Consider the following 14,867-nt stretch of genomic DNA (forward strand, 5'->3'; position numbering starts at 1 on the left):
AATACCTGCAGTTATAACAGTGTGTGTAGGTTCCTTCATAAAAGACAAGGTTGGTGCTTATCTTTTAAAGATAACACTTATGTGTTACAACTGCAAGTTGGATACGAAATAAGTTATTGCTGATTATTCTTCTTCTGCGGCTTTAATACCGGTTTGGGTAAAGGTGAGCTTACGTTGCTTATACAGGCTGCCGATGGTCATTTTGAAGGTTTTTTTGCTCATACCAAAGAACGCCTGGATCTCTTCCGGAGAAGATTTATCATGGTATGGCAGGTAGCCATTGTTTTCCTGCAGCAATCTTAATATTTTTTCGCCTTCATCTTCCACACGGTTAAATCCGGGTTTACCGATGATGACATCAATCTTATCTTCTTTAATCTGCCTGATAAAACCTTTCAGTTTATCGCCAATATCTATACTGCGGAAAAGCTCGTTATGGTGGAGGATACCTGTATGCTGGTTATTAATGATCACTGCATAACCTATATCAGTGCGGCGATATACAATCATATCTACCTGGTCCATTTCTTTCACTGTCAGGTTTTCATTGCTCAGAAAACTATCCAGTTTTTCTGTAGCAGCAATGCGGCCTGTCATTTCATCGATATATATTTTTACGAGGTATTCCTGTCCGGGTGCCATGCGGGTCAGCTGTTGGGACTGTGCCACAAACAAATCCTTCATCAGGCCCCAGTCCAGAAAGGCACCCTGCGGGGTTACACTTACGGCTTTGAGGAGAACAATATCCCCCACAATGCCAAAGGGACGTTGGGTGGTGGCAATGAGGCGATTTTCTGAATCATGATACAGGAATACTTCCAGCTCATCACCCACACGTGTACCTGCCGGTACAAACCTTGTCGGAAGCAGGATTTCCTGATCTATTCCTTCAAGATACACACCAAAATCAGCTTCTTTTTTTACCCTTAAGAGGTTATATGCACCCACATTTATCATAAAAATCAATTAATTCTCAGGGTGCAAGTTACTTATAGATTGCCGGATTGTTGGAATCATATTCTGCTTACTTTTGCAAACATCAGGTATTTACCAGGTGTACTGTACGCTATAAATGGCTGATCTAAACCAACCAAACCATTCTTATGACGATTTTATCATTCACCCTGATCCTCCTCTGCGGGGCCTTCCTGGCGGGCCTACTGGGATCGCTGACCGGTTTGGGAGGCGGCGTTGTGATCATTCCCCTGCTAACCCTTGTATTTCATGTGGACATTCGTTATGCTATTGGTACCGCATTGGTAGCCTCTATAGCTACTTCTTCCGGCTCTGCATCTGCTTACGTAAAAGAAGGGATTACGAACATCCGGCTGGGCATGTTCCTGGAAATTGCCACCACTACCGGGGCTGTGGTGGGCGCGGTGATAGCCGTATACCTGCCCACTAACGTTGTGGCCATCATCTTTGGCTGTGTACTTATTTTTTCTGCACTGATGTCTTTCCGGAAAAAAATGGAATATGCTACAGATGTAGATTCCAGTAAGCTGGCGCGGCAACTGCGGCTCAACAGTGCTTATCCGGTTAACGGAGATATAGTTAACTACAAAGTACATCACGTACCGGGTGGTTATTTTATGATGATGTTTGCCGGCGTAATGTCTGGTTTGCTGGGCATTGGCTCGGGCGCATTAAAGGTGCTGGCGATGGATAATATCATGCGTATTCCGTTTAAAGTATCTACCACTACCAGTAATTTCATGATCGGCGTTACTGCCGCGGCCAGTGCAGTGGTGTATCTCCAACGCGGGTATATCTCTCCCGGCTTATGTATGCCGGTGGTATTAGGTGTACTGGCAGGTGCTTTTGGCGGTTCCAAACTGCTGGTACGCGCCAATGTAAAATGGTTACGTATAGTCTTTAGCGTAGTAATAACTTTTCTCGCGCTGCAGATGATCTATAATGGTTGTACCGGAAAATTATAAATGATGAAACAGTTCTTTTCAAAACATTTCCTGGCAGACAAAGATATCCAGCTGCTCATCGGTAAACAACTGCGTTTAGGTGTGATTACCTCCAGCTTAGTAGTGCTTATAGGAGGAATTATCTACCTCAGTCGTCATGGTCACGAACTGCCGTCTTATAAAGAATTTACAGGTGTGCGGGAGGGGTTGAATAATCTGCCGGGCATCTGGCAGGGTGTACTCGATAACAAAGGCATGAATATTATTCAACTCGGCGTTGTATTATTAATTGCTACTCCCATTATTCGTATAGCCTTCTCCGTAGTTGCATTCCTGATAGAGAAAGATTACCTGTATGTGGTCATCACCCTGATAGTATTGGGGGTTATTATGTTTAGTATGCTGGGAGGACTGGCTGGATAGATTGTCTTTCCCAGTATAATCAGTCTAATCCTGTGAAAGACATTTTGATATATCCTTTCCCGTTAGCCGCAATGCCAGCTGCGCTTCAAATAATGAAACGGGTAATACTGCCTGTCCCTGTAGTTGATTAATGCCTGCGTTTTCTATTTCTACAGCTTTGTCAGATTGGAAACCTGCCAGTATAGGTGATGCAATAGTGTAATTACGTCTGCGTGCTGTATCCCAGAAATTATAATGTTGCTCTTTTTCTGAACTATGTTGAAAGTTCCAGAGCACCAGTTGTTTGCCATGATGCGGGTGGCCAGGTTCCGGGCCACCCAGGTTGTAAAATACACCGCCTTTAATATCATCGAAGAGGGTAGCATAAGGCTGCCCGGAATGACTATCGAAATTCTGATCAGTACCCAGATCACATTGTGTAATCACGGTGCCCGCAGCACTGTAACCTGTTCCGGGCCCGTGGTGCTGTGCTCCGTTGAAATGACATTGTTTTATTAACACGCCATAACCTGTTCTGGCATGTACGGAAGCGTGCCCTTTTTTACCTGTAAAGGTTACGTGCTGCACAGTTACCTGGTAGCCCGCGCGGATAAAAATGCCTTCATTCCAGTCGTGGAAAACACAATCGCTTATCCAGCTGTTTTTCACGTATTCCATGCCAACGGCTTCCCAGGCATAGTCATGAATTTCATTTTTATGATGCACAAATTCTTCCGGATAATTTTTCCAGTTGCTGCTGAATAAAATGCCGGTGATACCGCATTCCTGCAAGCAGTTGTAAGGCACCAGTTCAAAAGGTTTATCTGCCACCAGGTGAATATCCAGGTGCAAGGGATTGATAAATTGTACACGGTTACCATCTATCTTTTTAATGGTATGGATCTCGCTGATCTGCATACCACCGTCATCGCCAAAGAGCCTTGTCCATTGCGGTTTTAAAGATAGTGGTGCAAAATACCATTTCGTATAGGCTTCGCTGTGATGTTTAATGATGACGTCATCCCCCGCGCGCAATTTGCTGGCATCTGCTACTTCTACCCAAAAGGTTTCGCGGGGGGCATCTTTAGTTATATAGGTTAAACGGGGTTGCTTATCTTCATTAGGTTTAAAAAGAATTTGTCTGTCGTTGATGCGTTTTTTATCCTGGTAAATTTCTGTACCACCTTTACCGCTGCCACTGCCTTGCAGGATAATGTTACTGGCAGCAATCCGGATTTGTTTTTTATTATCTTCATCAGCAGCCAGCAAAAATTTGCCGGGCGGGAAAAAAACAATACCACCACCGGGATTGGCCGAAGCCGCATCTACTGTACGTTGTATGGCTTCATCATCATACTGCTCATCGTTTGGGATGGCACCATATTGTGTTACATCAAATTTCTTTTTGCTGCTGATATCAGGGAGCGATTGTTCTGAAAAATGATAACCTGCATAAGAGAAATCTGGTAGTACCGGAATGGTATTGTTCTTTTTTGCAGTAACAAAATCTTCCCATAATGGTGCTGTTACCGGCAGTTTATCTATCACATGTTCTTTTTCACCCGTATACGCGAAAAAACCTGTCAGCAACAGGCAGATCGAAAAAAGTAATTTTGTGTAGATCATAACCTGTTTTGATAGAGACGGGTGACAACGATATCTCATCATTTGTCACCCGTTATTTTTTTATAGAATACCTGCTGCTTCAATTTTAATAACAGTAGTAATTGCATCCGGTGCCTGGGCTGGAACATTGATGACCAGGCCATCCTGTCCGGGAGTGGTAGTTAATGTTTTACCGCCGGCCAGTAATTGGGCATTGTTTACTTTGTTTTTTAAACCTGGTACCAACAGTTTCCCATCTGTGGGCCAGTTGAATACATGCAGATATAAAGTGGTAGTGTTGCCGTTTACTTTTTTAGTGCAGCGGCCCCATGGCAAGGCGGGGAGCGGACTTCCCTGTGTAGCGTAAATAGCTTCACCATTTACTTTCATCCATTTGCCGATACCTTTGAGTCCTTCTATGCTGCCCTGTGGAAATTGACCAGTGGCATCGGGACCTACATTCAGCAGATAGTTACCGTTTTTGGAGGCGATGTCTACGAGGTTATGGATAAGTGTTTCTGTGCTTTTCCATTTCTGATCGTAGCTTTTATAACCCCAGGTACCGTTCATTGTCATGCAGGTTTCCCAGTCGCGGCCATCCAGTTCTGACTGACCCGGAATTTTTTGTTCCGGTGTTTTATAATCGCCGGGGAAATCGGGACGTTTGAGACGATCGTTGGTAATGATGTCAGGCTGCAATGCCAGTACGTTCTGTAGCTTCTTTGCATACTCGTCTGTCATGTTGGTAGGTGTATCCCACCAGAGTACTGCTACATCGCCGTAGTTGGTGAGCAGTTCTTTTACCTGTGGTACTGCTACTTTATCAATGTATTCAGACATAGTAGCAGTGGTTTGAGCCGGGTCCCAATGGCCGGTATTAGCCTGTGTATAAGCATCTATTTTAGCAGAATCCGGATTAGGCCAGCCTTCAGTAGCTATTTTGCGTGCAGCTGCACCGCCGGGGTTGTTCCAGTCCTGCGCCTGAGAATAGTAGAAGCCCAGTTTGATACCATATTTTTTGCAGGCTGCTGCCAGTGGGGCAAGTATATCTTTACCATATGGTGTAGCGTCCACTATATTCCATTTGCTGGCGGCGGATTTAAACATGGCAAATCCATCATGGTGTTTGGCAGTGATCACGATATATTTCATGCCTGCATCTTTGGCTGTTTTCACCCATGCATCTGCATCATATTTAACGGGATTAAATTGTTTGGCAAACTGCTGGTATTCCCCTACGGGTATTTTAGCGCGGTTCATGATCCATTCGCCGCCGCGGCCTACCTGCTGGCCTTTATAATTACCTGCGAGTACAGCATAGTCGCCCCAGTGGATAAACATACCGAAGCGCGCCTCCCGCCACCATTTCATATGCTGATCAAGTGCTGAGGAGGTTTGTGCGGAAATAGTTTGCGCTGTGCAGACGAGCGTAAACAGAAATAAGGCCAGTTTTTTCATGCAGTGGAAGTTGATAGTTTGATAATTTATTGAATTTAGTTCGTGTTGTAACCTACAGTTATGCAAATGATTTCATTATTGATAGATGCTGTCAGTATAATATCGGAGATATATTGAATGTTATATTAAGTGTTTTATTGCAATCGTTTGCATAACTTTTGTAAAAAATAAGCGCGATGCGCTGCTGTGTTTTTCAAAACGTGCTGATAATCAATTGCCAGTGTTTTTGATGCGCTGGTGGGAATTGATAATACTAATATCCGTAAAAGATAGACTTAAAAATGATTTGATTTTACCTGATGATTATGTTTTTTTCGCATTATCTGTTTATCGTGTAAACGTTTACCATTTTAGGTGTGCAGATATTATCTTGCATTTATCTACAAAGATCAAAACGGATATAAGTATGGTGAACATGAAACTCGGGCTGACACTGCTGATAGGTATCAGTCTGGCTGGCACGGCACAGGCGCAAAAGAAAAGCGCGCCACAGCGTCCTAATATTGTACTCATTTACGCAGATGACCTGGGCTATGGCGATATCAGCTGCAATGGCGCTACAAAAATACACACACCTAATATCGACCGGCTGGCATCACAGGGCATCCGGTTTACCAACGCACATGCTTCTTCTGCTACGTGTACCCCTTCCCGTTATTCTATCCTCACCGGGCAATATGCCTGGCGTAAAAAGGGCACCGGTATTGCCCCCGGCAATGCGTCCCTGATCATTGATACAGCCCGTACTACCTTACCATCTATATTACAGCGCGCTGGTTATATCACCGGTGCAGTAGGCAAATGGCACCTGGGCATAGGAAATGAAAAAGGCCCGGACTGGAACGGCGAGCTGAAGCCTGGCCCGCTGGAAATAGGATTTAACTACTGCTGGATCATGCCGGCTACAGCCGACAGGGTACCTTGTGTATACGTGGAAAACCACCGCGTGGCCAACCTGGACCCCAATGATCCTATTAAAGTAAGCTATACGGCGCCTATAGGCAACGAGCCTACCGGGAAGAACAATCCGGAGCTATTGGTGATGAAATCTTCACAAGGTCATAATAACGCCATTGTAAATGGTATTGGCCGCATTGGTTTTATGCAGGGCGGCAAATCGGCTTTGTGGAAAGATGATCTGATTGCTGCCACGCTAACGGATAAGGCTCAACGTTTTATTATTGAGCACCGCCAGCAACCATTCTTCCTCTACTTTGCTACCCATGATATCCACGTACCACGTGTGCCAGGCGCCAACTTCGTCGGTAAAAGCGGATTGGGTGTACGCGGAGATGCTATCCTGCAGCTGGATTGGACGGTAGGACAAATCATGCATACGCTGGATAGCCTACACCTCACAGATAATACGATCCTTATTGTAAGCAGTGATAATGGTCCTGTAATAGACGATGGTTATGCAGATCAGGCAGTGGAGTTGCTCAATGGACATACGCCTTCCGGCCCGCTTCGTGGCGGTAAGTACAGCAATTTTGATGCAGGTACCCGCGTGCCGCTCATTATCCGCTGGCCTGGAAAGGTCAAAACAGGCACTTCGGCTGCCCTGGTAAGTCAACTGGACTTCCTGGCCACATTTGGGGCTTTAACAGGGCAGCAACCAGGCATTAACGATGGTCCGGATAGCTTTGATATGCTGGCTGCCTTCACCGGTAAAGACAAAAAAGGTCGTGAAACAGTTGTTGAATACGCAGGTTCCCTGGGTATTATCAAAGGCAACTGGAAATATATTGAACCCGGTAATGGTGAGCGTTACGACAAGGCAGTAAACATTGAATTGGGAAATGATCCGGCACCGCAATTATATGATCTCAATAAAGACCTGGGAGAAAAAAACAATGTGGCTGTACAACATCCGGAAATAGTGAAAGACCTTGCTGCGAGGCTGAAAGCCCTGAAAGACGCAGGCAGGAGTAAATAACATTCAGCTGTTAAAACGATTGAAGCGAAGACGAAAGCGGGTATTATCCGCTCTGGTCTTCGCTTCAGTCATTTTATACTTCAAATATTTTAAGCCATTTCCATTTCCCGTAATTCCAATACACTTGTTGTCCATAACCGCAACTCATCACAGAGCGCAGGATTATTGAGCAGTGACTGGCCATAGGAAGGAATCATTTTTTTCAGTTTGATCTGCCATGCTTCAGTTTCCACTTCTTCTTTGAAGCAGCGTTTCAGCAGGTTGAGCATGATGGAAACCGCTGTGGAAGCGCCCGGAGAAGCACCCAGCAGGGCAGCGATAGAACCGTCTGCTGCACTTACTACTTCTGTACCGAATTCCAGGATACCACCATGTTCAGGATCTTTTTTGATTACCTGTACACGCTGACCGGCAATTTCCAGTTCCCAGTCTTCCATTTTAGCTTCAGGAAAATATTCACGTAAAGCATCCATTCTGTCTTCCGGCTTCTGTCTTACCTGTGCAATCAGGTATTTGGTCAGCGGAATATTATCCAGGCCGGCAGACACCATCGGGTGAATGTTATTGGCTTTGATAGATAAAGGCAGATCGAAGATGGAGCCGTTTTTCAGGAATTTAGTGGAGAAACCTGCATAGGGGCCAAACAGCAATGCTTTTTGTCCGTCTATCATGCGGGCGTCCAGGTGCGGCACCGACATAGGAGGCGCGCCTACAGAGGCTTTGCCATATACCTTTGCCTGGTGTTGCGCAATTATTTCCGGATTATTGCAACGCAGCCATTGTCCGCTTACCGGGAAACCGCCGAAACCTTTTCCTTCCGGAATATCGGATTTTTCCAGCAGGGGCAGAGATCCGCCACCAGCGCCAATGAATACGAATTTTGTTTTGATGAGTTGTTTTTCGCGGGTATCGCGGTTCTTTACTTTGATCAGCCAGCTGCCGTCTTCAGCCTTTTTGAGGTCGCGTACATCATGGTTGAAATGCAAGCTAATGCCATCCAATTTTTCCAGGTGATTGAACAATGCGCGGCTTAAAGCCCCAAAGTTTACATCTGTACCTAATTCCATGTGCGTAGCGGCAACCTTCTGTGTAGTATCGCGGCCATCCATTACCAGCGGCATCCAGGACCTCAGTTGTTCCTGGTCCTCAGAATACTCCATGCTTTTAAAAAGATGACACTGCTGCAACGCTTTGTATCTTTTTTTCAGATAATCTACATTCTCTTCTCCCCAAACAAAACTCATATGAGGAATGCTCTGTATAAACTTGTGTGGATTGGAAATGATGTTGTTTTCTACCAGGTACGACCAGAACTGCCGGGACACTTCAAATTGCTCTGCAATGTTCACTGCTTTCTTGATATCTACTGATCCGTCCTGCTTTTGTGGTGTGTAATTCAACTCACAAAATGCGGAGTGACCGGTGCCTGCATTGTTCCATGCGTCGGAACTCTCTGCGGCAGCCACATCCAGTCGTTCAAAAATCGCAATGGTTAACTCAGGTTCCAGCTCTTTCAGGAGCATTCCCAGTGTGGCGCTCATGATGCCGGCGCCGATTAAAACCACATCCGGACCTGTTTCAGCCGTACTCTTGCTTCTAAACATAACCCCATTTTTATTCGAGGTGCAAAGTTACAATCAAAACATTTACGCGTGAGAATAAATTGAAGGTTTAGGGCACAATTAACAATCTCATTACAATTCTTTCAGAATGGATTGAAAGTTTTGAAGTCATGATAAGTAATTGTTATGTATGGAGACCTTCGGTCTTTGTCTTTTCTTTACCATGATTAGACTGATTAAGATGATTATGCTGATTATATTTTGATTATGTAAGATTTAAAAGATTAGCGAAGATCTAAGCGGGTATTTGTCTGAACCAGGATTTAACGGATTGAATGGATTACCCTGATGGATGCCGAAGATCATAGCGGAGATATTCGCATATATCTTCCAGATAAAACAATATAACATCCATCAGGGTAATCCATTCAATCCGTTAAATCCTGGTTCAGACAATATCCGCTGAGATCTTCGCTAATCTTTTTAAATCAAAAAAATAAAATACCCGCTTAGATCTTCGCCAATCTTTTAAATCTTACATAATCAAAATATAATCAGCATAATCATCTTAATCAGTTTAATCATGGTAAAGAAAAGACAAGGGCCGAAGGCCCTCCCTCTCCAAACAGGGAGAACGACTTTTTGCCAAAGCTTAACAATTTTATAGATACATTCGGGGTTCTAAATGGAATAATCATGCTGGAGGAAATTGAAAAAGAATATGAATTTACCTATCCATCTCTCTATAAACAATTATACAAAGATGGAATGCTTAACTGGGGCGAGTTTGGAGAGGATTGGCTAAACGATGTATATCCCGGAATTAAATCTGCACCACCATTATTATTATACGCCAATGACCTGGAAATATTGAATCTGGCAACGGTAGAGGAAGAGATGGAGGAAGGTTTGCTGTTTGCGGATCCGGTACATCAGTTTGTACCATTTGCGCAAAGTGGTGCCGGCGACTGGTATGCGTTTTATTATAATTTGCAGAACGGGGATGATGTGCCTATTGTACAGGTGTTTCATGATGTAAATGAAGCTTGTATTCTCGCTAAAAATTTACAGGATTTTATTTTTCTACAGATGCTGGAAGCGGTTACAGACCTGGATCCTCAACACCCTGCACTGATCATGCATGGTGATATGAAAGAGAATTGCCGCAATTTCCTACGCACGCATGCACCTTATATAACACCACATCAGGCAAATATTGTGGCTGCTGTATATGACTTTGGCAGGTTAACCAATGTAGCTTTGCACGAAATAGTGGAAAAGGAAATGAATTTTGAATGGCTGGATAGTAGTTTCCCTTATCAGACAAGGGATAAGATATAGATCATGGTTCAAGGATTGAATGAATTGCCCTGATGTATATAGGGTAATTCATTCAATCCTTGAATCCTTGTTAGTCTTTATAGAAATCGATCAGTGATCCGAAATACTGGTCATTCCAGCCATCCACGATGTCATCATAAGCTTCATCCGGGATGTTGGTATGCTTTAATTCCACATCTGTACCTTTGGGAGAAGGATGCAGTTTTATGGTAACAATTGAAGGATTTTCTTCTTCATCTTCCCCGAAATACCATTGCTGGACAATTTTCTTGTCCTGCTCAAATTCCAGATTTTTCCCTACAATGCTTTCTTCCCATAAAGCGAATTCTGAACCTGGTTCAGTAGACATTTCCGCTACTTCGCCCGTCCATAGCTGAATGGTGGCCGGATTGGTGAGTGCGGCGTATACTTCTTCAGGTGCTGCAGAGAGTATATAATGCTTTTTGTAATCTTTCATGGTTTCAAAGCTACTGAATTGATGAATTATTATTTACTTTTCTATAAAATTTGGTCTTATGCAATTAACCAAACTGATCCCGAATGTTTTTTATTCGGATATGAAAGTGGGTTTGCAGCTTTTTGTGGACACACTGGGTTTCGAGGTGGCATATCGCGATGACAGCGGAGAGCAGCCGTTTTGTATTATCAAGCGGGATACGCTCGTGATTCATTTGATTGAGAGCCATGAGTGGGCCATTAAAGACAGGCCCGAATTAAGATTGGAAACAGATGATATTGAGGCGGTACATGCGCTGGTAAAAGGTAGCCACCCGGAACTGTTGCATCCCAATGCACCGGAGATCCATCTGCAACCATGGGGGTCGCTGGAATTTGCGCTAAAAGATACAGAAGATGTTTGCGTGGTGGTGCAGCAACCTGCATAAAAATGGGACTACTGTTCATTTTCGGGCATTGTCCGTTCATATCTGAACAAATATAAGGTGTTGCCGCCCGGGAACGCTACGCCCTGCGCTATATGCAACTATGGCAGTCTTATTGTGTCATTGGGGAACGGTCACCTAAAATGCCACAGTCATGCTAAAAAATTACTTAAAGGTCGCATTCAGAAATCTCCTGAAAAATAAAGGTATTTCCTTTATCAACGTTTTCGGTCTGTCTATGGGCATGGCAGTAACAATGTTGATTGGCTTATGGATATGGAGTGAATTATCGTTTGATAAATACCACCAAAATTATGATCGCATAGCAACTGTATGGCAGCGGCAATCCCTTGGCAACCAGGCCAGCGCATTTAATGCAATGCCAATCCCGCTGGCAGCGGAATTACGGGCTTCTTATCCCGATGATTTTAAACAGGTAGTGATTGTAACAGGAGGGCAGCACACCATTGCTGCCGGAGAGAAAAAATTTACCAAATCAGGCTGTTTCATGGAACCCGGCGGACCTGACCTGCTCTCTTTAAAAATGCTGAAAGGCAGCCGCACCGGATTAAAAGAACCATCATCCGTTTTGTTGTCCGCCTCTCTGGCTACATCTCTCTTCGGTGATAAAGACCCGATGGATCAGTTCGTGAAACTGGATAATAACAATAAGCTAACGGTGAAAGTAACTGGTGTGTATGAAGACTTACCCAATAATACTACTTTAAGTACCATGGCTTACATAGCGCCATGGGAGCTGTTTGTATCATCCTGGGACTGGGTGAAGAATATAAAAGATATATGGGACGCCAACGCTATGCATATATATGTACAGCTTGCGGACAACACCGATTTTAATAAAGTTTCGCAAAAAATAAAAGACGTTAAAGCCCGTCATTCCCATGATGCATCAGGTGTTAAAACAGCACTCTTTCTGCACCCCATGAACAAATGGCATTTGTATTCTTCTTTTGTGAACGGCGTGAATGTAGGTGGCCAAATTCAATATGTGCGCCTGTTTGGTCTAATAGGCATTTTTGTATTGTTGCTGGCATGCATCAATTTCATGAACCTGAGTACTGCCCGTTCAGAAAAACGCGCCAAAGAAGTGGGCATCCGTAAGGCAATAGGATCTGTAAGAAGTCAGCTTATCTGGCAGTTTTTGAGTGAATCTATATTGGTCGCAGTTTTCTCTTTTGTGCTTTCCCTGTTATTGGTGATACTGATATTACCATGGTTTAATAAAGTAGCGGATAAAGATATCCATGTGCTGTGGACCAGTGGCTGGTTCTGGCTGGCAGGAATTGGTTTCAGCCTTTTTACCGGTTTTATTGCAGGCAGTTACCCGGCCCTTTACCTGTCATCTTTCCAGCCGTTGAAAGTATTGAAAGGAACCTTTAAGGCAGGCCGTTTTGCTGCTGTTCCCCGCAAAGCATTGATAGTAGTACAGTTTAGCGTTTCTATATTATTAATTATTGGTACTGTTATCGTGTATCGCCAGATTCAGTTTGCTAAAGACCGCCCGGTAGGATATACGCGCGAAGGATTACTGGCTATACAAATGACCACACCCGAAATATATCAGAATTATAATCCTATACAAAATGAATTGATGAGCACTGGCACCATCACTGCAATGGCAGAATCACAAGGGCCACTGACAGATATCTGGAGCGACGAAAGTGGTTTTGAATGGCAGGGAAAAGTGGCTGATCAGCAGGAAAGCTTTGCCACCATTGGCGGCAAATTTGGATATGGGAAAACAATTGGCTGGCACTTTAAGGCAGGACGCGATTTTTCGCAGGACTTCGCCACTGACTCAATGGGATTAATATTGAATGAGGCATCAGTGAAATACATGGGACTAAAAAATCCTGTAGGTGAAACTATCAAATGGAACGGGCAAAGCTATCATGTATTGGGGGTAGTAGAAAACATGATCATGACTTCTCCCTACGAACCAGTACAGCAGGCTATTTATTACCTCCTGAAAGAACCGGGTAATTTTATAAATCTTAGAATTAACCCGAATATTAGTACCAGCAAGGCTTTGGTAACCATTGGGGCTGTATTCCAAAAATATAATCCGGGTGCTCCGTTTGAATATAAATTTATTGACCAGGAGTATGCAAAAAAATTCAGTGAGGAAGAACGTATTGGTAAACTGGCTACCTTCTTTGCTATCCTGGCTATCCTGATCAGTTGTTTGGGATTGTTTGGCCTGGCCTCTTTTTTAGCGGAACAACGCACCAAGGAAATTGGTATCCGCAAAGTAATGGGCGCCTCCGTATTTCAGCTGTGGCAAATGTTGTCTAAAGATTTTGTGGTATTGGTAAGTATCTCCTGTTGTATTGCTGTCCCCGTAGCATGGTATTTCCTGGCTAACTGGCTGCAACGATATAACTATCATACCACCATTGTATGGGAAATTTTTGCAGTAGTTGGTGCAGGCGCATTGTTGATAGCATTGCTCACAGTTAGTTACCAGGCTATCAAAGCGGCTATGGCTAATCCTGTGAAAAGCCTGCGTGCAGAATAAAACGTTTCCAGAAAGTATTTTCATGGACTATTAAACAAAAAGGTATTTTTACTGTCATAATATCCTGTGACTTTGAGGTAAGTGTTTGAATACTCTTCAATTAATATAATCATCACTCGTTTTTGAATGTAGATATAGAAAGAAGTTGTTTTTAAATTATTCGTTCTGAATGGTACGTATCTCATTGTCTGTTTTAATCACTTGTACAGGTGTTTTACTCGGTGCCTGCCATAGTAAAAAAGCACCCGTTGTTAAACAGGATGCCACTGTAGTTGTAGATGTAGTTGTTGTTTCCCAACAGTCTATTTCCAATATTATAGAAGCCAATGGTACAGTAGTTTCCAACGAGTCTGTGCAGCTGCATCCCGAAGCCAGTGGCCGTATCGTATACCTGAATGTACCTGAAGGCGTTTTTGTTAACCAGGGCACTGTTATCGCCCGTATCAATGATGCCGATCTGCAGGCGCAACTCAGCAAATCAAAAGTACAACTGGAGCTCGCCATCAAGACAGAAGCCCGTTTGAAAAAATTGCTGGCCATCAATGGTATTAACCAGTCGGATTACGACAGCGCGCTAAGTCAGTTACAAAGTATACAAACAGATATTGCCTATTACCAGGCATTGATAGATAAAACAGTGGTGAAAGCTCCTTTCTCCGGTACTATTGGTCTGCGCCTGGTTAGTATAGGCGCTTACGTTACCCCGGCAGATGTAATTGCCTCTATTCAGCAACTCAATACACTAAAGATAGATTTTACACTACCGGAAGAATACAGTCCGTTGGTGCGCAAGGGTAGTACAGTATCTGTGGAAAAAGACGCTGCCGATACTGCCAGACAACGTGCAGTAGTAATAGCAGTAGAACCACAGGCCAATACGGTTACCCGGAACATCAAAGTGAGGGCCATGTTGCCGGCTACACAAGCCCATCCCGGTAGTTTTGTAAAAGTATATGTAGATGCAGGTCAAAATAAGCACGCTATCATGGTGCCCAGCAATGTATTGATTCCTAACGACCGGCGCAACCAGGTAGTTGTAATAAAAAATGGTAAAGCCAGTTTTATAAGTGTGGAAACCGGTGTAAGACAAGCGACGAATGTGGAAATTACCCAGGGATTAAATCCCGGAGATACTGTTGTGGTAACAGGCGTATTGTTTGCAAAACCTAATGGCCCGATGAAGATAAGAAGTGTAAAGCAGCTATCGGATCTGAAATAGATCGT

The 14,867-nt window shown here is 43.8% G+C and carries 12 protein-coding genes; 7 read left to right on the top strand and 5 right to left on the bottom strand.

From position 1 onward, the window contains the following. Positions 1 to 123: 123 nt before the first annotated feature. Positions 124 to 957, bottom strand: a complete 834-nt coding sequence (locus tag CLV51_RS06485) for a CvfB family protein (protein ID WP_106527165.1) — start codon at positions 955 to 957, stop codon at positions 124 to 126. Between the two features lie 146 nt (positions 958 to 1,103). On the opposite strand from CLV51_RS06485, the gene CLV51_RS06490 reads away from it, so the two are divergent. Together CLV51_RS06490 and CLV51_RS06495 are read left to right on the top strand one after the other, a co-directional pair. Beyond that, complete coding sequence (locus CLV51_RS06490) at positions 1,104 to 1,940, top strand: sulfite exporter TauE/SafE family protein (RefSeq protein ID WP_106527166.1); 837 nt, start codon at positions 1,104 to 1,106, stop codon at positions 1,938 to 1,940. Between the two features lie 3 nt (positions 1,941 to 1,943). Beyond that, positions 1,944 to 2,342 (top strand): DUF1634 domain-containing protein, encoded by a 399-nt coding sequence (locus tag CLV51_RS06495; RefSeq protein WP_106527604.1) that lies wholly within the window; start codon positions 1,944 to 1,946, stop codon positions 2,340 to 2,342. Between the two features lie 24 nt (positions 2,343 to 2,366). Here the strand turns inward: CLV51_RS06495 and CLV51_RS06500 are convergent, their stop codons facing one another. Together CLV51_RS06500 and CLV51_RS06505 are read right to left on the bottom strand one after the other, a co-directional pair. Continuing rightward, positions 2,367 to 3,947: a DUF4955 domain-containing protein gene (locus tag CLV51_RS06500; RefSeq protein WP_106527167.1), complete on the bottom strand. Its 1,581-nt coding sequence runs from the start codon at positions 3,945 to 3,947 to the stop codon at positions 2,367 to 2,369. A 60-nt stretch (positions 3,948 to 4,007) separates the two neighbouring features. After that, complete coding sequence (locus CLV51_RS06505; RefSeq protein ID WP_106527168.1) at positions 4,008 to 5,384, bottom strand: alpha-L-fucosidase; 1,377 nt, start codon at positions 5,382 to 5,384, stop codon at positions 4,008 to 4,010. A 406-nt stretch (positions 5,385 to 5,790) separates the two neighbouring features. Here CLV51_RS06505 and CLV51_RS06510 point away from each other — a divergent pair, with 406 nt between their 5' ends. Further along, positions 5,791 to 7,320, top strand: coding sequence for a sulfatase family protein (locus CLV51_RS06510; RefSeq protein ID WP_106527605.1), 1,530 nt, complete (start codon positions 5,791 to 5,793; stop codon positions 7,318 to 7,320). An 89-nt stretch (positions 7,321 to 7,409) separates the two neighbouring features. On the opposite strand, the gene CLV51_RS06515 is transcribed toward CLV51_RS06510, so the two are convergent. Continuing rightward, positions 7,410 to 8,924, bottom strand: coding sequence for a malate:quinone oxidoreductase (locus tag CLV51_RS06515; protein ID WP_106527169.1), 1,515 nt, complete (start codon positions 8,922 to 8,924; stop codon positions 7,410 to 7,412). 654 nt (positions 8,925 to 9,578) lie between these two features. Between CLV51_RS06515 and CLV51_RS06520 the strand changes: the two genes are divergently transcribed. Continuing rightward, positions 9,579 to 10,223 (top strand): SMI1/KNR4 family protein, encoded by a 645-nt coding sequence (locus CLV51_RS06520; protein WP_106527170.1) that lies wholly within the window; start codon positions 9,579 to 9,581, stop codon positions 10,221 to 10,223. 70 nt (positions 10,224 to 10,293) lie between these two features. Here the strand turns inward: CLV51_RS06520 and CLV51_RS06525 are convergent, their stop codons facing one another. Beyond that, entirely contained in the window at positions 10,294 to 10,680 is a 387-nt protein-coding gene (locus CLV51_RS06525; protein ID WP_106527171.1) for an SRPBCC domain-containing protein, read from the bottom strand. 58 nt (positions 10,681 to 10,738) lie between these two features. Here CLV51_RS06525 and CLV51_RS06530 point away from each other — a divergent pair, with 58 nt between their 5' ends. From CLV51_RS06530 to CLV51_RS06540, 3 genes are all read left to right on the top strand, one after another. Next, the gene (locus CLV51_RS06530) at positions 10,739 to 11,107 is read left to right on the top strand and encodes a VOC family protein (RefSeq protein WP_106527172.1); all 369 of its coding nucleotides are present in this window, start codon (positions 10,739 to 10,741) and stop codon (positions 11,105 to 11,107) included. 151 nt (positions 11,108 to 11,258) lie between these two features. Beyond that, the gene (locus CLV51_RS06535) at positions 11,259 to 13,643 is read left to right on the top strand and encodes an ABC transporter permease (RefSeq protein ID WP_106527173.1); all 2,385 of its coding nucleotides are present in this window, start codon (positions 11,259 to 11,261) and stop codon (positions 13,641 to 13,643) included. 169 nt (positions 13,644 to 13,812) lie between these two features. After that, positions 13,813 to 14,862, top strand: a complete 1,050-nt coding sequence (locus tag CLV51_RS06540; protein ID WP_245898636.1) for an efflux RND transporter periplasmic adaptor subunit — start codon at positions 13,813 to 13,815, stop codon at positions 14,860 to 14,862. The last annotated feature ends 5 nt before the right edge of the window (positions 14,863 to 14,867 follow it).

The sequence above is a fragment of the Chitinophaga niastensis genome (genome assembly GCF_003014755.1).
GTDB classification, from domain to species: Bacteria; Bacteroidota; Bacteroidia; order Chitinophagales; family Chitinophagaceae; genus Chitinophaga; species Chitinophaga niastensis.